At 74.0% G+C, this 19352-nt stretch carries 17 protein-coding genes; 6 read left to right on the plus strand and 11 right to left on the minus strand.

From position 1 onward, the window contains the following. Positions 1-73: 73 nt before the first annotated feature. The 6 genes from AB0G08_RS24630 to AB0G08_RS24655 all read left to right on the plus strand — a co-directional run bounded on the left by AB0G08_RS24630 (position 74) and on the right by AB0G08_RS24655 (position 5304). On the plus strand, positions 74-1648 hold the full coding sequence (locus tag AB0G08_RS24630; protein ID WP_358091883.1) for an FMN-binding glutamate synthase family protein: 1575 nt from the start codon (positions 74-76) through the stop codon (positions 1646-1648). A 93-nt stretch (positions 1649-1741) separates the two neighbouring features. Beyond that, positions 1742-2188: a DUF2809 domain-containing protein gene (locus tag AB0G08_RS24635; RefSeq protein WP_358091885.1), complete on the plus strand. Its 447-nt coding sequence runs from the start codon at positions 1742-1744 to the stop codon at positions 2186-2188. 58 nt (positions 2189-2246) lie between these two features. Continuing rightward, a complete protein-coding gene (locus AB0G08_RS24640) occupies positions 2247-2771 on the plus strand; it encodes an N-acetyltransferase (RefSeq protein ID WP_358091887.1) in 525 nt (174 codons plus the stop codon). Between the two features lie 164 nt (positions 2772-2935). Continuing rightward, positions 2936-4123 carry a DNA polymerase IV gene (gene dinB, locus AB0G08_RS24645; protein ID WP_358091889.1) on the plus strand — a complete coding sequence of 396 codons (1188 nt, stop codon included), beginning with the start codon at positions 2936-2938 and terminating at the stop codon, positions 4121-4123. 149 nt (positions 4124-4272) lie between these two features. Next, positions 4273-4758, plus strand: a complete 486-nt coding sequence (locus tag AB0G08_RS24650; protein WP_358091891.1) for a hypothetical protein — start codon at positions 4273-4275, stop codon at positions 4756-4758. Between the two features lie 213 nt (positions 4759-4971). Continuing rightward, positions 4972-5304, plus strand: coding sequence for a hypothetical protein (locus AB0G08_RS24655; RefSeq protein WP_358091893.1), 333 nt, complete (start codon positions 4972-4974; stop codon positions 5302-5304). Positions 5305-5383: 79 nt separating this feature from the next. Here AB0G08_RS24655 and AB0G08_RS24660 read toward each other — a convergent pair whose 3' ends face one another. From AB0G08_RS24660 to AB0G08_RS24710, 11 genes are all read right to left on the minus strand, one after another. Beyond that, positions 5384-6271 carry an NmrA family NAD(P)-binding protein gene (locus AB0G08_RS24660; RefSeq protein WP_358091895.1) on the minus strand — a complete coding sequence of 296 codons (888 nt, stop codon included), beginning with the start codon at positions 6269-6271 and terminating at the stop codon, positions 5384-5386. A 139-nt stretch (positions 6272-6410) separates the two neighbouring features. Beyond that, complete coding sequence (locus tag AB0G08_RS24665) at positions 6411-7055, minus strand: dihydrofolate reductase family protein (RefSeq protein ID WP_358091897.1); 645 nt, start codon at positions 7053-7055, stop codon at positions 6411-6413. A 458-nt stretch (positions 7056-7513) separates the two neighbouring features. After that, entirely contained in the window at positions 7514-8197 is a 684-nt protein-coding gene (locus AB0G08_RS24670; protein ID WP_358091899.1) for an SMI1/KNR4 family protein, read from the minus strand. Between the two features lie 95 nt (positions 8198-8292). Further along, positions 8293-10713 carry a carbohydrate-binding module family 20 domain-containing protein gene (locus tag AB0G08_RS24675; protein WP_358091901.1) on the minus strand — a complete coding sequence of 807 codons (2421 nt, stop codon included), beginning with the start codon at positions 10711-10713 and terminating at the stop codon, positions 8293-8295. A 253-nt stretch (positions 10714-10966) separates the two neighbouring features. Continuing rightward, positions 10967-11890, minus strand: coding sequence for an ROK family protein (locus tag AB0G08_RS24680; RefSeq protein WP_358091931.1), 924 nt, complete (start codon positions 11888-11890; stop codon positions 10967-10969). A gap of 46 nt (positions 11891-11936) precedes the next feature. Next, positions 11937-13394 (minus strand): lyase family protein, encoded by a 1458-nt coding sequence (locus AB0G08_RS24685; protein WP_358091903.1) that lies wholly within the window; start codon positions 13392-13394, stop codon positions 11937-11939. 63 nt (positions 13395-13457) lie between these two features. Continuing rightward, entirely contained in the window at positions 13458-14411 is a 954-nt protein-coding gene (locus AB0G08_RS24690; RefSeq protein ID WP_358091905.1) for an amidohydrolase family protein, read from the minus strand. Beyond that, entirely contained in the window at positions 14408-15346 is a 939-nt protein-coding gene (locus AB0G08_RS24695) for a creatininase family protein (RefSeq protein ID WP_358091907.1), read from the minus strand. Before AB0G08_RS24695 ends, AB0G08_RS24690 begins: the two co-directional genes overlap by 4 nt. After that, positions 15334-17124 (minus strand): iron ABC transporter permease, encoded by a 1791-nt coding sequence (locus AB0G08_RS24700; protein ID WP_358091909.1) that lies wholly within the window; start codon positions 17122-17124, stop codon positions 15334-15336. The genes AB0G08_RS24695 and AB0G08_RS24700 overlap by 13 nt, the downstream gene beginning before the upstream one ends. Then, positions 17121-18194, minus strand: coding sequence for an ABC transporter ATP-binding protein (locus tag AB0G08_RS24705; protein WP_358091911.1), 1074 nt, complete (start codon positions 18192-18194; stop codon positions 17121-17123). The genes AB0G08_RS24700 and AB0G08_RS24705 overlap by 4 nt, the downstream gene beginning before the upstream one ends. A 91-nt stretch (positions 18195-18285) precedes the next feature. Next, on the minus strand, positions 18286-19335 hold the full coding sequence (locus tag AB0G08_RS24710) for an extracellular solute-binding protein (RefSeq protein ID WP_358091913.1): 1050 nt from the start codon (positions 19333-19335) through the stop codon (positions 18286-18288). Positions 19336-19352: the final 17 nt, after the last annotated feature.

The following is a 19352-nucleotide window of genomic DNA, read 5'->3' on the forward strand; positions in this document are numbered from 1 at the left end:
GCCGGGGTCGTCGACGCCGACCGGTGGTCGCCGGCCCGTTTGGCGGGAGGCGATCGCGGAAAGAGTGGCGGGCATGAAGTGGGCAAGCCGAGCCGTACCCGCCGCCGTCGCCGCCGTCGCGGCCCTCGCCGCGCGTGACCTGATCCAGCGCGACCACGCGTTGCTGCGTACCTTCCCGGTCCTCGGCCGGGCCCGATACCTGCTGGAGTCCATCGGGCCGGAGTTGCGCCAGTACATCGTCGCGGGCAACAACGAGGAGCGGCCGTTCACCCGCGACCAGCGCCGCTGGGTGTACGCGTCGGCGAAGCAGCAGAACAACTACTTCGGCTTCGGCACGGACAACGACATCGAGTTCACCCCCGGATATCCGATCATCAAGCACCGCACCTTCGGTCGGGCCGTCCCGCCGTCGACGCCGGGGGCCGGGCACGACGTGCGGCTGCCGTGCGCCAAGGTGCTCGGTGCCGCGCGGGGCCGCGCCCACGCGTTCCGGCCCGAGTCGGTGGTCAACATCTCCGGGATGAGCTTCGGGTCCCTGTCCGGCAACGCCGTCGAGGCGCTCAACCGGGGCGCGGCCCTGGCCGGCTGCCTGCAGAACACCGGCGAGGGCGGGCTGTCGCCGTACCACCGCAAGGGCGGTGACCTGGTCTTCCAGATCGGCACCGCGTACTTTGGCTGCCGCGACGAACGCGGCCGGTTCAGCCTCGACCGGCTCAAGGACCTGGTCGCCGGCGCGCCGGTGCGGGCGCTGGAGATCAAGCTCAGCCAGGGCGCGAAACCCAGCCTCGGCGGCCTGCTGCCGGCGGCCAAGGTCTCCGCGGAGATCGCCGCGACCCGGGGCATCCCGCAGGGGCGTGACTGCGTCAGCCCGTCCCGGCACGCCGAGTTCTCCGACTGCGACAGCCTGCTCGACTGGGTGGAGCTGCTCGCCGCCGAGACCGGCCTGCCGGTCGGCATCAAGTCCGCGGTGGGCGACCTCGGCTTCTGGGAGGATCTGACCACCCTGATGCGCGAGACCGGGCGCGGGGTCGACTTCGTCACCGTCGACGGCGGCGAGGGCGGCACCGGCGCCGCGCCGCTGATCTTCACGGACTCGGTGTCGCTGCCGTTCCAGCAGGGCTTCGCCCGGGTCTACAAGGTCTTCGCCGAGCGCGAGCTGCACGAGCAGGTGGTGTTCGTCGGCGCCGGCAAGCTCGGCCTGCCCGACAACGCGGTGGTGGCGTTCGCGCTCGGCTGCGACATGGTCAACGTCGGCCGGGAGGCGATGCTGGCGATCGGCTGCATCCAGGCGCAGAAGTGCCACACCGACACCTGCCCCACCGGCGTCGCCACCCAGAACCCGTGGCTCGCCCGGGGCGTGGACCCGGGGTCGAAGTCGGTGCGCGCCGCCAACTACATCCGGACGCTGCGCCGGGACCTGGTCAAGGTCGCCGAGGCGTGCGGCGTGGAACACCCGGGCCTCATCGACACCGACTCGATCGAGGTCCTCGACGGCCGGACGGCCTCCCACCCCCTGCACGAGGTGTACGGCTACCGCCCCGAGTGGGGACTGCCCTCCGCCGCCGACCGGGCGCGGATCGTCCGGCTGATGACGGCGGAGGCCCCGCAGGGCGGCACCGCCCCACCGTCGCCGACCGCGATGTCCTGACCTCGCTTCCCGCTCGGTTCCCGCCCGGGTCCCGCGACGCCACGCTGCTGCCGCACGGCCTGACGCCGGGTCGGCGCGCCTAGCATCGTCGGAATGTCGATCACCTCTCGGCGGTGCCGGATCCTGCTGCTCGCCGCGGCCGCCCTCTTCCTGGTCGTCGCCCTCGCCGTCCGCGCCGCGGCCGACGGCGGCCTCGAACAGCACTCCGGCACCGCGCTGTACGCGTCCATGGTCTGGGCCGGCGTGCTGTTCCTCCGGCCGCGCCTGTCGCCGCCGGCGGCCGGCGCGATCGCGATCGCCTTCTGCTGGGCGGTCGAGGCGTCGCAGCTGACCGGGGTACCGGCGGCCCTGTCGGCGCGCAGCCTGCTGGCGCGGCTCGCGCTCGGGGTGCAGTTCGACCCGGTCGACCTCGCCTGGTACCCGGTCGGGGTGCTGCCGCTGGTGGCGGTGCACCGGATCGTCGACGCCCGCGCCCGCCGCCGCCGGCCCACGAAGCCCTCCGTAAGCCCGACGCCGTCGCCGTCGGGGCCGACAGGGTGAGCGGGCCGCGCCGATAAATGGCGCGCATCGGGTGCACCGCGCTACCTATCGTGGCCCCGTGCTGATCAGACGTGAGACCCCGGCCGACGTCGACGCGATCCGGGCGGTGCACCTCACCGCCTTCGCCGACCCGGAGAAGCCCGACGCCGTACCCGTCGAGGCGGGGCTGGTGGACGCGCTGCGGGCGGACGACGGGTGGCTGCCGGCCCTCTCCCTCGTCGCGGTCGACGACACCGCCGGGGTGGTCGGCCATGTGGTCTGTACCCGGGGCCGGGTGGCCGGCGAGCCGGTCGCGCTGGGGTTGGGCCCGCTCGGCGTGCTGCCGGACTGGCAGCGGCGCGGGGTCGGCTCCGCGCTGATGCACGCGGTGCTCGGCGCGGCCGACGCGCGCGAGGAGGCCCTGGTGGTGCTGCTCGGGCATCCGGACTACTACCCGCGCTTCGGGTTCCGCCCGGCGGTCGACCTCGGCGTCACCCCGCCGCAGCCGTGGGGGCCGCGCTACTTCATGGCCCGCCCGCTGAGCGCCTGGCGCCCGTCGCTCCGGGGCGGGTTCACCTACGCCCGCCCGTTCGACGAGCTGTAACCCGCGGCGGGGCCCGGCGGGCGTCCGGCACCGGTGCCGCCACGCGCCCCGGCCATGCTCCGCCGGGCACGTGCCGGCGGCCCGGACGCGTTCGCGGCCATCGCCGCGGCGATGTTCGGGCAGGTCAGTGCCGTCGTCGCGGGCTTTCGTGCGAACATGTGTTCGTGTCGCCCGAGGCCAACATCCTGCACGCCGACCTGGACGCGTTCTACGCGTCGGTCGAGCAGCGGGACGATCCGCGCCTGCGCGGCCGGCCCGTGGTCGTCGGCGGCGGCGTGGTGCTCGCGTGCAGCTACGAGGCGAAGGCCCGGGGCGTCCGCAGCGCGATGGGCGGCCGGCAGGCCCGGCGGCTCTGCCCCGAGGCGATCGTCGTGGCGCCGAGGATGGCGGCCTACACGGCGGCGAGCCGCGCCGTGTTCGAGATCTTCCGGCGGACCACCCCGATCGTCGAAGGGCTCTCCATCGACGAGGCGTTCCTCGACGTGGGCGGCCTGCGCCGGCTGGCCGGCCCGCCCGCCGACATCGCCGCGCGGCTGCGTCGGGAAGTAAGCGAGCGGGTCGGCCTGCCGATCACCGTGGGCGTGGCCCGCACGAAGTTCCTCGCCAAGGTGGCCAGCGGCGTCGCCAAGCCCGACGGACTGCTGGTCGTCCCGCCCGACGGGGAGCTGGCGTTCCTGCACCCGCTGCCGGTGGAGCGGCTGTGGGGCGTCGGGCCGGTGACCGCGGCGAAGCTGCGCGAGCGGGGCATCCGTACGGTCGGGCAGGTCGCCCGCCTCGGCGAGGCGACGCTGGTCTCGCTGCTCGGCGCGGGCGCCGGTCGGCACCTGCACGCCCTGGCGCACAACCGCGACCCCCGGCCGGTGCAGGTCGGCCGCCGGCGCGGGTCGATGGGCGCGCAGCACGCCCTCGCCGCCGTCGGACACTCCCCCGCCGAGCTGGAGGCGATCCTCGCCGGCCTGGTCGACCGGGTGACCCGGCGGATGCGGGCGGCGACGCGGGCCGGCCGGACGGTGACGCTGCGCCTGCGCTTCGGCGACTACACCCGCGCGACGCGCTCCCGCACGGTGGCCAAGGCGACCGCCGACACGGCCCCGCTGCTCGCCGCGGCGCGGGCGCTGCTGCGGGCCGCGCTGCCCGAGATCGCGCGGCGGGGCGTGACCCTGCTCGGCGTGTCGGTCGGGAACCTGGACGACTCCCCCGTCCAGCCGCCGCTGCCGTTCGACCGCGATCCGGGGGCGGACCTGGACGCGGCGGTGGACGCGGTGCGCGACCGGTTCGGGTCGGGGGCGCTCACCCGGGCGGTGCTGCTCGGTCGGGACCCCGGCCTGGAGATGCCGCTGCTGCCGGACTGAACGCACGACGGGTGATACCCGTGCCGCCGGGCCGACCGGTAGCCCTGGTGCGGACCTGTGCTGAGTAGGTGTGCTCACGCCCCGCCCGAGGGCCACCCACATACTTGGCCGAGCAGCTTGGACAAGATCGCCGGGAGAAGGCAACAGGCATGACGAAGCAGCACCGACCGACGTTTCGGATCACCGCGCTCACCCTGGTCCTGTGCGCTCCGGTGGCTGCCTGGTGGCTCATCGGCGACCTGACCGGCGACGAGGCCCGGCAACTCGCCGCCGAGGGGGTCGAACTGGACTACGCGGTCCGGCCCGTGAGTCTCGGCACGGCGGGCGACCGCGTCGTCGGCGTCCTGGCCTGCGTCGGCGTCGTCCTCGCGCTCGCCTGGCTGCTCCGGGCCACGGCACGCCGCCGGCTCGATGCCCGGTGGTGGTGGGTGCTGGTGCCGCTCGTCGGGGCCGGCGTCCTCCTCGGCCTCGCCTGGCGGGTGCTGACCGCCGGAGGGATCGGCGCCAACATCGGCGCGGGGCTCGTGGTCATCGCGGGTGGGCCCACCCTGGCGGTCCTGCTGACAGTTGCCGCCGTCGCGGCGCTGCGGATGCGCCGGAGCCGGCCGCGGCGAGGCCCGCACGACTCCGAGTGACGACCGGGCCCGCTGCCCTCGCCCGGCCTGCGCGCCCCAGACCTCCCGGCCGTGGTCCGGATCCGACGGGACCCACCTGGCCGAGCCGTCGCCTGGCCGGGCCGCGAGCCCTCCGGTGACCTACTCCGCAGCCTGGAAGGGGCGTGGATGTTTCGCCGGCGTGGAAACTGGAGAAGGTGAAGATCGCACCTGCGCTCAAGGGGGATCAAACTCGTGTCCGACACCACCGACCGGTCCGACCGTCAGGCAGACCGTCCCGCCGAGGTGACCGACCCGTTGCTGTGGAAGCTCGCCCTGGACGTGGCCGACGCCCACGAGCCGGACGGGGACGGCGGGTGCCGCAACCTGCTCTGCGCGGACCAGGCCTGGCCCTGCCCGGCCTGGAACAACGCCCAGCGCGCACTGCGCATGGCCCGGTCCGACTCCGGGCAGTCGTCGCCGCACGCGGTGCGGCCGGCCGGCGGCCAGGGCCGCTCGGACCTCTCCACCGCCGGGTTGGCGCAGCGCACCCGGCCTAACGGCCCGCGGGCCGCGTCGGCGGCGTAGCACTCCAGCCGTAGATCGGGACAGTAGCCTGCGGCGACGCTGGACGTGGGGTGGCCGCGCCGGGCGACCGGACAGGCCCCTACCGGCGACCGGTGAAGTCCTCGGCGTGGTCGCGGGCCCACTGCGCGTACGTCAGGGCGGGCCGGCCCAGCAGATGGCGGACGGTGTCGGTGACCGGCTCGGGTCGCGTGACCATCGCCGTGTGGCCGGCGATGATGCCAGCGGCCACGCCCTCCGGCATCGAAGGGAAGAGCTCGGCGGCGGCCTGTGCGGAGTCCATCTCCTCGTAACGCAGCGTCCGGCCGAGCGCGGTACCGATCGCCGCGAGCTGCTCGACCTGCGTGAGCTGCTCGGGGCCGGTCAGGTGGTAGGCGATGCGGTGTTGCTTGTCGTCCGTCAGCAATTGCGCTGCCACCGCCCCGAGGTCCGCCTCGTGCACCAGGGCCCGGCTGGCCTGGGGCACGAACCACCGCAGTACGTCCGACCGCCGGATCTGCGGCGCCCACGCCAGGGTGTTCGCGGCGAAACCGCTGGAGCGCAGGAAGGCGTACTCGGCGGCCGACCCTGCGATCAGCGCCTCCACGTGGGCGTGGGAGCCCATGATGGTCCCGTCCGGCTCAGCGGCACCGTCCGGGTCGTCCGGTACGCCGTGGGCGGACAGATAGACGATGCGCCCGACCCGCTTGGCCAGCGTCGCCACCAACCGACCGGCCGCCCGGTCGGCGGTGACCGACGGAAAGACGAGGAACAGCGCATCCACACCGTCCAGCGCGGCGCCCAGGCCGTCGGGCACGGCGAGATCACCGCCGACCACCTCCACCTGCGGCCCCAGGACCACCGAGGCGCTCGCCGGATCGCGGGACAACACGCGCACCCGCACGTCCCCGGCCCCGACGAGCCGGGCGACGACCTGCCCACCCACTCGCCCGGTCCCCCCGGTCACCAGTACCGTCCGCTGCACGCTCATACCGACCACGTCCTGTCCGCTCGATCAGGTCTGACGTGTCGACGGTAGGAGTTGAAGTGGACTTGAGAGCAAGCGCCGGCGAGGCCGTGCCCGACGGATTCACCCGCCGGTGACAGGGACCCACCGGCGTGGGGTGAGTTCAGTCGTCGACTCCGGCACCGCGATCGGGTGCGCCCATGTCCCCCGTCGCGGGGGTGCCGTCGGCGAGCCCGTAGCGCAGGTACACGGTGCCCCTCGGATTTGCCACCGGCGGTTCGAGGAGCGTGACGTTCGTGGGCACCTCGCCACCGTCGAACACCTTCTTCCCGACGCCGAGCACGATCGGGTGGACCCAGAGGTCGAGCCGGTCGAAGAGCTTCTCGCGCAGGAGGGCCTGCACCAGGTTCAGGCTCCCGACGACCTTGACGTGCTCGTGCCGGTCACGGATCTCGCGCACCGCGCCGGCCAGGTCCGGGCCAAGCTGGGTGGACCCGGCCCACGAGAGGTCGGGCCTGCCGCGGGATGCCACGTACTTCGGGACGCTGTTGAAGAGCCTGGCGATCTCGTCGTCCTGGCCACCCTCCTGGTGCGGCCAGTGGGCGGCGAAGATGTCGTACGTCCGCCGGCCGAGCAGGAGGGCGTCCGTGCCCTCGTACGCGGCGGCGACCTGCGCCCCGGTGACCTCGTCCAGCAGGGGCGCCTGCCAGCCGCCGAACGGGAACCCCACCGGGTCCTCGTCGGGGCCGCCGGGCGCCTGCCCGACGAGGTCGAGGGTGGCGAACAGTTCGATGTGGATCAGGCCCATGCCCTACTCCCGATGAGTTGGTCGTCTCGGTCGGGAGATGGGCCTGTGGGCGCCGGCGGACTCGTCGCCGCGACGGCTCCCGGCGTCGCACCTGTCCACCGCCTCGCCCGGCGCATCGGTCACCACTCCGTCCCGCGGTCAGCGTCCCTGCGGCGCCCGGCAGCGGCGCCCGCCAGACATGCCGTGCGCTTCGGCCCAGGCCCACGCGTCCGACCTCCCGGACCGGACGTGGCGACCGGTCTCGAAGCGCGCAGCGCCGTGCCCCGCCCATGCCGCAGGCCGGGACACCGCACCGGCACTCCCCACTGACCATAGATTACGGACCGTGTCCGAACCGGCGGCCGCCCTGCGTCAGCGTGGCGAGCGGGGATCTCGTCGGACGGCGGCCGGCCCGTCCCCCTCGGCCGGCCCGTCCCCCTCCGCCGGCCCGGGCACCCGGGCGGCCAGCTGCGGGGCGGTCATCCCCGCACGGTGGCCGCCCGCGCCGACATCTCCGACGCCTCCAGCCAGCGCCGGTACCAGCGGGCGAAGCCGAGCGGCGTGCCGTCGTCGTCGCGCAGCGGCCGGAACCCGCCGCCCTCGGCGGTGTCGTCGGCCCACATCCGGCCCCGCGCCGGACCGCTGACCACCAGCGCCTCCCGCAGCGCGCAGCCGAGGTGGCACAGGTAGAGCAGCCCGATCGCGTGCCCGGGGGCGTAGACCACCTCGTCGTACCGCTCCCAGTAGGCGTCCTCGGCGTCGTTGAAGGCCTCGACCGTGTCGAAGTCCTCCTCGTCGGGCGGCTCGGGCAGGGCGTCGGCCGGGTTGAACGCCTCGGTGTGCGGGAAGGGCCGGGCCAGGCTGTCGCGGTCGGTGAGCTCGGCGCCGTCGCCCGCCCAGGCCCAGCGGCCGTCGGTCCGTCGCGGCGGGAAGAGCCCGTACGCGGGCCCGGCCCCGCCCCGGCCCGCCGCGAGCAGGAACGACCGGTACTCCTCGGGCAACTCGACCCGCAGCTGCCCCTCCAGCTCGGCCAGTTCCCCGGCGCGCAGCGCCGGCTCCAGGCTCCACCGGTGGGCGCGGGCGCCGAAGATCCCCTCGGCGCCGGGCTCGGCGGCCAGCCGCGCGAGCCGCCCGGGTACGTCGGACCAGTCGGTGTGCGTCACGGCCGGCACCCTACCGGCGGGCGCCGACATCCCCGACGCCGTCGGACGGCCGGTCCCCGGGGTGCGGGGCCGGCCGCCCGGTCGGGCGCCGTCGGTCAGCGCCAGGTGTCGGTGCGGGTGTCGGTGCCGCCCGCCGGGGTGGTGAAGGTCCGGTTGGCGCCGGACTCCCAGGTGACGGAGCCGTCGGGGTTCTTCTTGAGGTACTTGTACTCGACGGCGGTGTTCGGCGGCAGGCTGACGGTGGCCCGCCAGACCGGGTAGTCGGCCGGGGAGAGCGCGACGGCGTTCGCGGGGTTCCAGCCGCCGAGGGCGGGCAGGTTGCCGACCACGTACACGTTCTGGCCGAAGGAGGTGGTGGCGGTGGCGTGGAAGGCGGTGGCGACCGGCCCGGCGGTGTCGCCGCGGAAGGTCTCGGTGACGCTGTGGCTGCCGCCCGCCGGGGTGGTGAGGCTCCGATTCGCGCCGGACTCCCAGGTGACGGCCCCGGCCGCGGTCCGCTTGATGAACTTGTACTCCACCGTGGTGGAGCGGGGCAGGTCGACCACGCCGCGGAACACCCCGCCGGCGGCGGGCAGCCGTACCGCGTTCGCCGGGGCCCAGTTGCCCAGCGCCGGGACGCCGCCGACGACGTAGACCTCCTGGCCGGCGGTCACGGCGGCGGTGACGGTGAAGGTCGTGGCGACGGTGTCGCCGACCGGCCCCGGCAGGTAGGTGTCGGTCCGGGTCGTCGTCCCGCCGGCCGGGGTGGTGAAGGTGCGGCTGGCCGCCTCCTGCTCGACCACCGTCGTGCCGCTCCTGACCAGGTAGCGGTAGGAGACGACGGTGGCGGCCGGCAGGTCCACGGTCGCGGTCCAGGTGCCGTCGCCGGTGCGGGTGAGCGGCACGGCGGCGGCCGGGTCGCCGTTGCCGAGCGCGGGGGTGTCGCCCACGAGGTGCAGCGTCTGGTCGGCGGGCAGCGGGGCGGTGGCGGTGAACGTGGTGGCGACCTTGGCGGCGGGGCCGCCGCGGGCGTCGGCGTGGATGGCGACCGCGCCGTTGGCGGGGATGGTCACGGTGGCCCGGCCGCCGGTCACGGTGACCGTGGCGCCGGTGCAGCCGGCGGCGGTGGCGGCGCCCGAGATGACGTCGCAGTACGCGCCGTCGGCGAGGCCGGTGACGAACTGGGCGGTGCTGGCGGCGCCGGAGTCGTTGATGCCGATCCACCCGCGGTCGCCCCGGTGGAAGCCGATGACGTTGCTGTTGACGACCGTGAAGTCCGAGACGGTCTTGACGGCCCGGGCGGTGTTGGCCCAGCCGACCATGCCCTTGATCCCGGTGGACCGGGTCAGGCAGGTCCAGGCGCCGCCGCAGACGGCGTCGGTCACGTGGCCGCTGCCGGTGGCCGGCGGCGACTGGTTGCGGTTGGACCAGGTGAAGCTGTCGTAGACCGAGGGCTTGCCGTGCGGGTAGGCCAGCGCGAAGTAGTTGGCCAGGGTGTAGTCGCTGCCGTTCTTGTAGGACAGCACCACCCCGTCGCGCTCCAGGTCGTGGTTGGTGACCATGGCGAAGACGTTGGCGCCGGGCGCGTCGAGGTTCCAGTTCGCAATGTTCGCGAGGTTCGCGATCGAGCCCTGGAAGCTGGAGCGCAGCCCCTTGGCGTAGGCGAAGTCGAGCACGTCGCCGTTGCCGATGAAGGCGCGGGCCTTGAGCGCGTCGTTCGAGGCGCCGTCGAAGATCTCCTGGGCGACGTACGGACGCCTGTTCTCCGCGACCGTGTCGTGCAGCTTGCCGAGGATGGCCGCGAAGTCCGCCTTCTTGACGTGCTTGACCGCGTCGACGCGGAACCCGTCCACGCCCAGCCCGATCAGGTCGTTGAGGTAGGCGGCGATCTTGTCGCGGACCTGTTCCTTCTCGGTGTAGAGGTCCGACAGGGAGAGCAGCTCGCAGCTGGTCACCTGGGACTCGTTGTTCCAGTCGGTGATGCCGCCCGAGGTCGGGCAGTTGTCGCCCGGGTGGTGGAAGTCGCCGTGGCCGTACGGCACCGCCGGGTAGTCGTAGCCGGTGAAGGTGGTGCCGGCGTAGCCGACCGTGCCGGCGGGGTTGTTGACGCCGGCCATGTGGTTGACGACCGCGTCGACGTAGACGCGTACGCCGGCGGCGTGGCACGCGGTGACCATGGCGGCGAACTGCTGGCGGCTGCCGAACCGGCTCTCCAGCTTGTAGGACACCGGCTGGTACACCTCGTACCAGGGGTGCACGCCGTCGGCGCTGGCGGGCAGGCTGACCGACTCCTGGGGCGGCGCGACCTGGACCGCGCCGTAGCCCGCCGGGCCGAGGTGGTCGGTGCAGGCCGCGGCGACCGAGTTCCAGTTCCACTCCCACAGGTTGGCCGTCACCTCGCTGTCGTTGAGCGCGACGGCGGCGTGGGCGGGCGCGGGGGCGGTCAGCACGGCCGGGGTGGCGCCGGACGCGACGACGAGGGCGGCGAGGAGCAGGCGGGGGATGCGGACGCGCAGGGGCGGTTTCGATCGTGCCATGACAGGGAGACCTTCTTCCGGGGACGAAGAGGCACTGGCGAGAAGGGGACGGCCGTCCGCGTAGCAACGACAATGCTCGATTGCTGGCAGTCTCTGCAATGCCTTGCAGCAAACTTCTCGAAATTTCATGGCAACAATGCCGGCCACCCCGGGTAAGGCCTGGCCATAGCCCTCAAAAGCCGCGAAGCCGGCGGTCCGTGATGGACCGTCGGCTTCGCGGACTGCAAACACTTGCAAGGACCGGGCGGCCCGGTCAGCGGGGGGTCGGGACCGCCTCGCGGGCGAGGATGACCGCGCCGAGCAGCGCGGCGTCGTCGGCGAACCGCGACAGCACCACCTCCGGCGGGTACGGCAGGACCGCCGCCATCCGCTCCCCCAGCAGGCCGCGGATCAGCGCGTTGCCGGCCACCCCGCCGACCAGCACCACCCGCTGCGGGTCGAGCAGCAGGCAGCAGGTGACCAGGTGCCGGGCCAGCTCGTCCGCCCGGGCGGACAGCGCGTCGCGGGCCGGGCCGGGCCGCTCGGCGGCGGCGGCCAGCCCCCGCGCCCCGCCCGGCACGCCGAGCGAGTCGGCGAGCCGGTCCAGCGCCCGGCCGGAGAAGCCCAGCTCCAGCATGGTGCCCGGCCACGGGCCGCCGGCGACCGCGTACCCGATCTCGCCGGCCGCCCCGTGGTGCCCGGCCAGCACCGACCCGCGGACCGTGACCGCCGCCGCCACGCCGGTGCCCAGGCCCACCACCAGGCCGGGGTCGGCGTCGCGGAGCGCGCCGAGGCGCAGCTCGGCCAGGGCGGCGGCGTTGAGGTCGTTGTCGACCGCCACCGCCGGCACCGCCAGCCGGTCCCGGACCGCGTCGGCGAGGCGCAGCCCGTCCCAGCCGGGCACGTTCGGGGCCAGGTCGATGCCGTCGGAGCGGACCACGCCGGGCGAGGCGATCCCGGCCGCCGCGACCGGCGCGCCGACCTCCCCCACCAGCTTCGCGGCCAGCTCCAGGGCGCGGTCCAGGGCCTGCGGGGCGCCCCGCTCGGCGTACGTCGGGACCCGCTCGCGGGCCAGCAGCCGGCCCTGCGCGTCGGCCACCCCGACCGCCATCTTGGTGCCGCCGAAGTCGATGCCGAGCAGCACGCCCACGTCGCCGGCCGGCGGCGCGGGCTGCGCGGCCCGGCCGGCCAGTCGCATGCTCACCGGGCCACCTCCTGGCCCCCGACCGGCGCGTTCCGCGCGCTCATTCGGCCGCCCTCTGCGCGGCGACCGCGTCCAGCGCCTCGTCGGCGGCGGCGAGTCGGGCGCGGACGGCGGCCAGCCGGCCGGCGACGGTGTCGAAGGTGCCGCGCAGCACCGCCACCTGGGCGCGCACCGCGTCCGCGCCGGGGCCGTCGACCTGGGCGCGGTCGAGCACCAGCTCCGGGCGTACGGCGGCGGCGATCAGGTCGGCGACGGCGGCGTCGTCGAGCCCGCCGGCGATCCCCTCGGCCGCCGCCCGGACGGTCTGCGCGGTCCAGGTGCCCGGGGACCCGCCGCGGACCAGCCGGCCGACCACCGAGTGGGCGGCCCGGAACGGCACCCCGTGCCGGGTCAGCGCGTCGGCCGCGGCGGTGGTGGTGGCGCCGGAGGCGACGATCTCCTCGGCCGACGGCGGCTCCAGCGGCTCGATCTCGGCGAGGAAGCCGCCGAGCAGCGCGAAGAACCGGTCGGTGCGGTCGTTGCTCTCCCAGAGCCGCACCTGCACGTCGGTGGTGGCGTTGTTGGAGTCCTCCCACCAGGCGGCGCCGACGTTGTTGAGCACGCTGGCGGCGTCGGCGGCGGTGGCACCGGCCATCGAGACGAGGTGCTCCAGCACCACCGGGTTGCGCTTCTGCGGCATGATGCTGCTGCCCTGGGTGAAGTCCCCGGGCGTGGTCACCCAGCGCCAGCTCAGCCAGTCCATCAGGGTGCGGGCCAGCCGGGCGCCGGTCGCGAGGGCCTGGGCGTTGAGGGTGCCGACCCGGACGAGGTGGTCGGCGCCGGCCACCGCCTCGTACGAGTTGGTGACCAGGCCGTCGAAGCCGAGCAGCTCGGCCACCCGGGCGGGGGCGATGTCCAGGTCGGTGCCCGCGAAGGCGCAGGAGCCCAGCGGCGAGGTGTTGAGCTGGTCGATCAGCTCGGCGTAGGCGACGGCCTCCCCGGCGAGGGCCTCGGCGTAGCCGGCGAGCGCGTGCCCGATGGTGGTGGGCTGCGCCGGCCGGCGGTGGGTGTAGCCGGTGATCACCACGTCGGCGTACCGGTGCGCGGAGTCCAGGGCGGTCGCGCCGGTCGCGAGCACCCGGTCGAGGACCCCGAGCAGCTGGTCGCGCAGCAGCATCCGGAACACCCCGGCGTCGAGGTCGTTGCGGCTGCGGGCCATCTGCACGTCGAGCTCGGAGGTGGGGATGCCGCACGCCTGCGCCAGCCGCTTCTCCATCAGGTAGTAGGTGTCCTCGAAGGTGCCGTCGAACTCCGGCGCACCGGCGGTGTCGGCGCGCAGTTCGGCCAGCCCGCGCAGCAGCCGGGCGCCCCGCTCGGCGGGGACCAGCCCCTGCTCGGTCAGCATCACCACGTGGGCCTGGCTCGCCCGGACCATGGCCGGGAAGAGGTACCCGACGTGGTGGTCGTAGGTCGGCCGCAGGTGGTGCCGCTGGTAGGTGGTCAGCGCGGGTGTGCTCATGACGGTCTCTACTTCCTTCCGTGCCGGGCGCGGCGTCGCGCGCCGCGCCCGGGCGTCAGCCGGTCAGGCGTCCAGGCCGAGCAGGCGCTCGGCGTTCCCGGCGAAGATCGCGCGTAGGTGCTCGTCGGGCAGCCCCAGCTCGCGGCAGATCCGCAGCTGGTCGTCGAGGTAGCGGGTGACGTAACCGCGCGGGAACCACGACGAGTCGCTGCCGAACACGATCCGGTGCGGGCCGATGGTCTCGTAGCACCGCCGGAACAGCTCGTCCAGTGTCAGCTTGTACGGCATCCAGCGCACCCACTGGTTCGACCCCGAGGTGTCGACGTGGATGTTCGGGCAGCCCCAGGCGGCGAAGAGCAGGTCCTGCACGTGCTGGACGCCGAAGTGCGGCACCACCACGGCCAGCTCGGGGAAGCGGCGGGCCATCCGGGCCAGCTCGTCCGGGCCGCCGTACCGGCCGTGGGACAGGCCGCCGGCGCTGCCGTAGTGACCGATGTGGATCAGCACCGGCACGCCGAGGCGCTGGGCGGTGCCCCAGAGCGGGTCGAGGGCCTCGTCGTCGAGCGGGCCGCGCAGCAGCGGGGCGAAAAGCTTCAGCCCGCGCAGGCCGCGCTCGACCACCGCGCGTTCCAGCTCGGCGGCGGCGTCCGCGCCGTACGGGTCGTGGTGGGCGAAGCCGAGCAGCAGGTCGGGGTGGCGGTCCACCACGTCGGCGACGGTGTCGTTGCCGCCGCCGGTGACGAAGACCGCCCGGCGGATGTCGACCGCGCGCAGTTCCTCGGCCCACCGGTCCGCCTCGTCCTGCCAGCGCGGGGCGGGCGACTCCGGCTCCGGGAAGCCCCACGCCTGCCGCCACTGCCGCGCGTACGGGGCGGAGCCGGCGGCCCGGACGGCGCGTTCGTGCTCGCCGCCGGGGTGCATGTCGGCGGCGTGCTCGCAGGCCCGGATGGTCTCGTCGGCGCCGATGCGGAAGTGCAGGTGGAAGTCGACGACGTCCAGTCCACGGTCGACGGTCACGGCGCCTCCTCGGGATCGGGCCCGCCGGCCGCCCGGACCGGCCCGTCGGTGGTCAGCGGGGCGTCGGTGGGCGGGGCGGGCGGCGGGGCGGCCACCCAGGCGGCCACGACCTCGCGCAGCCGGGTGGCGGCCAGGTGCCGGACCCGCCGACCGGCCGCCTCGTCGGCCAGCGAGATGTGCCCGGACCAGCCCTGCCACGGGTCCGGCCGGGACTCCACCAGCACGTACGGGTGGGTCACCGGCAGCTTCGGCCGGGGCGGCAGGTCGGCGACGGCGTCGAGGCGGACCGCGTCGGGGTCGAAGCCGAGCACCCCGGAGGTCTCGTACGCGCCGCCGTGCCCGCGCGCCGGCAGCGGCCCGTACAGCTCGGCGGTCTCGGCCGGGGTGACCAGCTGGAACCAGTTGACCAGCAGCAGGCTCGCCGTGCGCCGCCCGGAGACCCACTCCATGGCGGCCCGGACGGTCGACATGTTGGCGTCGTGTCCGTTGACGATCAGCAGCCGGGTGAACCCGGCGGCCACGATCCCCTCGATCACGTCGGCGAGGTAGCCGACCGCGATCTCGGGTCGGATCGCGACGGTGCCGGGCCACGGCCGGGTCTGGCCGGGGCAGGCGGCGTACGGCACGGCGGGGAAGAGCACCCCGCGCGGGCCCGCCGCCGTCGCGCGCCCGCCGGCCGGGGTCGCGGTGCCGTCCGGGGTGCCGCCGCCGGACGGCACCGCGCCGTCGCCGGGGATCGCGCTCTCGGCGGCGAAGCCCTCGGCGAGGATCAGGTCGGTGCCGAGCGGCAGGTGCGGGCCGTGCCACTCGACGGCGCCGACCGGGAGCACCGCGAAGTCCGCCGCCGCGGCGACCGCCGCGAGTTCCCCGCCGGGGATCCGGGCGGCGGGGACCAGCCCGCCGCCCGCCGGCCAGGCCGCGCTCACGCCGTCCACCGGGCCGCCTCCCGACTGGAGCGCCGGCCGCCTTCGAGCCGGCCGGAGACCACCATCACCACGAAGATCAGGACCACCTGGAGCATGCCGTACGCGGCGGCGGTGCCGACCTCGAACGAGTACATCCGGTTGTTGATCTCCACGGAGATGGGCGCGGTCTCGGAGGTGTAGATGAGCACCGAGGCGACGAACTCGCCGACGCCGTGCACGAAGGCGAGCAGCGCGCCGGCCACCACACCGGGCAGCATCAGCCGCAGGGTGACCGTGCCGAACGCCCGCCACCAGGACGCGCCCAGGTTGCGCGCGGCCTCCTCCAGCGACGGGTCGATCTGCGCCAGGGTCGCCGAGCTGGAGCGGAAGACCAGCGGCAGGAACCGCACGAAGTACGCCAACGGCATGATCCAGAAGGTCCCGATCAGCACCTGTCCGAAGCTGAACGCGTTGCCCGTGCTGAACGCGGAGATCAGGTTGATCGCCACCACCGTGCCGGGCAGCGCCCAGGCCAGCATGACCGCCACGTCCAGCAGGCCCCGGCCGCGGAAGTCCAGCCGCCGCACCGCGTACGCGATGAGCACGCCGACGACGACGCAGGCGACGGTCGCGATGAGGCTCATCTGCAGCGAGTTGAGGATCGGCTGGAACGCCGCCGGGTCGGAGAAGATCGTGACGAAGTTCTGCGTGGTGTACGACGCCGGGATGACCTCGGTGGTCCAGGAGCCGTCCTGGGAGAACGCGACCAGGGCGATGGTCGCCACCGGCGCGAGCAGGACCGCGGTGGCCAGGACCGAGGCGGTCAGGGCGAGCCACTTGCCGAGCGGGTTGGTGATCTCGCGCCGGTGCGCGGCGACGCCCTTGGACTGGGAGCGGTAGCTGCGCCGCCCCTCGTACCAGCGCATGCCGAGCAGGAACAGCACGGAGACCACGCCGAGCACCGAGGCGTACGTGGAGGCCATCGGCAGGTCGCCGTTGGTGCGGTTGATGTAGATCTGCATGGTCATCGTCTGGTCCACCCCGAACAGCAGCGGGGCGGTGTACGACGCCAGCGAGGTCATGAACACCAGCAGCGAGGCGGAGACCAGCGCCGGGGTGAGCATCGGCAGCAGCACCGTGCGCCACACCCGGACCCGGCCGGCGCCCAGGTTGTACGCCGCCTCCTCCACCGACGGGTCCATCCCCGACAGCGCGGCCGAGGCGGACAGGTAGAAGTACGGGTACATGGTGAAGGTGTGCACGACCAGCACGCCGGCGATGCCGCTGAACGGCAGCACCGGGTTCTCGGCGCCGAGGAGCTGCTGGAGGCCGCGCGGCAGGATGCCGGTCTCGCTGTAGAGCAGCTGGAACGAGATCGCCCCGATCAGCGGCGGCAGCGCCGCCGGCACCAGGATGATCGCCTCGATCAGCTTGCGGCCGGGGAACGAGAAGCGCTTGAGCAGGAAGGCCATCGCCACGCCGACGACGCCGCAGAGCAGCACGCTGGCCGCGGAGATGATCAGCGAGGTGACCAGGGAGGAGCGGGCGACCCCGCCGCCGGTGACGAAGCTGCCGTAGTTCTCCACCCCGTCCACGCCGACGCTCTCGGCGAAGGTGGCGAACATCGGCTGCACCACGTACCCGAAGAGGATCAGGGCGAGCGGGAAGACCAGGACGTACGGGAACCAGCGGGAGCCGGTGCCGCCGGCGAACCGGTCGGCGAGGCGGCGGCGCGGGCCGCGCTGCGGCGGCTCCTGGGTGATCGGGGCGACGGTGGCCGGGCTGGGGGTGGCGGGGATGGTGCTCACGGCCGCACCACCCACATCCGCTCCCGGTTCAGCCGCAGGCCGACCTGGTCGCCGGCGGCGATCCCGGCCGGCACGTCGATCGCGGCCACCTGCACCGGCTCGCCGGCCACGTCGACCACGAGGTTGGTGGCCATGCCGGTGAACTCCACCTCGGTGACCCGGCCGGGCAGCGCGCCCGCCTCGGTGGCCGAGGTCAGCCCGAGGTGCTCGGGACGGACCGACACCAGCGCGGTGTCGCCCTGGCGCAGGCCGTGGCCCGTCGGGGCGAGCGCGGTGACCTCGCCGCCGGCGGGCAGCCCCACGGTGACGGTCTGCTCGGCGGCGGCGACCACCGGGAGGCTGAGCACGTTGCTGCGGCCGATGAAGCGGGCCACGAAGCTGGTCGCCGGGCGGTGGTAGATCTCCTGCGGGGCGCCGATCTGCTGCACCCGCCCGGACTGCATCACCGCGATGCGGTCCGACATGGCCATCGCCTCGGCCTGGTCGTGGGTGACGTAGATGGAGGTCGTGCCGGCCTCGCGCTGGATGCGGCGGATCTCGACCCGGGTCTCCTCGCGCAGCTTGGCGTCGAGGTTCGACAACGGTTCGTCGAGCAGCAGGGTGCGGGGCCGGATCACCAGCGCCCGGGCCAGGGCGACACGCTGCTGCTGGCCGCCGGAGAGCTCGTCGATGCGCCGGTCGCCGTAGCCGGCGAGGTGCACCTGGCCGAGCGCCTCCTCGACCCGCCGCCGCGAATCGGCCCGTCCGACCTTGCGGATCTTCAGGCCGTACGCGACGTTCTGCGCGACGCTCATGTGTGGGAAGAGCGCGTAGTTCTGGAACACCATGCCGGTGTCGCGCTTGTTCGGCGGCCGGCGGGTGACGTCCTCGGTGCCGAACCGGATCCGGCCGGAGGTGGGAAAGTAGAACCCCGCCACCATGCGCAGGGTGGTGGTCTTGCCGCAGCCGCTCGGGCCGAGCAGCGTGAAGAACTCCCCGGCGGCGATGGTGATGTCGACGTCGTCCACGGCCGCGGTGTCGCCGCCGCGCGCGAAGCGCTTGCTCACCGACTCCAGCGTGACATCGATCATGAGGTCCTCTCCTTCGTGCGGTACCGGACCTGGTCGGTCGTCAGATGGGGGCGCGGGGGCGGGACGGGCCCGCCCCCGAGACGCCCGGGCGTCAGCCCTTGTTCTTGATCTGGCCGTTCCAGTGGTTAATCCACTCGGTCTCGTTCTTGCCGATCACGTCCCAGTTGACGTCCAGCGGCTTGAGGTCGAGCTGGGCCAGCCACTCCGGCTTCTCGGCGATGTCCACGGCCGGGATCTGGTAGTAGTCCTTGGCCAGGTCGCCGCGGAGCTTGTCGTCGAAGAGGAACTCCATGAACTTCTGCGCGCCGGTGGTGTTGCCGCCCTTGACCGCGGCGATGCCGTCGACCAGCACCGGGGCGCCGGAGGCCGGCATCACGTAGCCGAACGGCATGTTCGACTGGTTGGCCTGCAGCAGGATGTCCTGCAGGTTCCAGGCGCTGAGCACGCCCTGCTGGCGGGAGAGCTTCAGGTAGAGGTCGGTCGGGTTGGCCGCGTACGCGCCGGTGTTGGCGTCGAGCTTCTTCAGCCAGTCGTAGCCGGGCTGCGGGTTGCTGCCGTCCGGGGACTGCCGCATGATCATCGACGCGTAGATCGACCGCATCGTGCCGGACGCGGCCACGTCCCGGATGATGATCTTGTCCTTCCACTCCGGCTTCAGCAGGTCGTCCCAGTCCTTCGGGGCCTGCTCCGGGGTGAGCGCCTTGTTGTTGTACATGATGACCTCGGGGAGCAGGATCTCCCCGAACCAGCGGCCCTCGGCGTCCTTGTACTTCGGGTCCATCTTGCCGGCGAACGCCGGCTGCCAGGAGGTCAGCAGGTCCTCGCCGGCGCCGGCGGAGAGCCCCTGCTGGGTGCCGCCCCACCAGACGTCGGCCTGCGGGTTGGCCTTCTCGGCCCGGACCCGCTCCAGGATCTCCTGGGCGCCCAGGTTGAGGATCTCGACCTTGCCCTTGTACTCGGGGTACTTGGCGGTGAACTGGTCCACGACGTAGGTGGAGACCTTCTTGTCGCGGGCCGTGTAGATGGTCAGCTTCTCGGCGCTCGCGCCGCCGGCCGCGTCGTCGCCACCGCCGCCGCCACAGGCGGTGCCGGCGGCGAGCACGGTGGCGAGCGCACCGGCGAGGAGAAGTCGACGTCTCATGGGGTACCTCCGAGGGG

The sequence above is a fragment of the Micromonospora sp. NPDC023644 genome (assembly GCF_040640115.1).
Lineage (GTDB): Bacteria > Actinomycetota > Actinomycetes > Mycobacteriales > Micromonosporaceae > Micromonospora.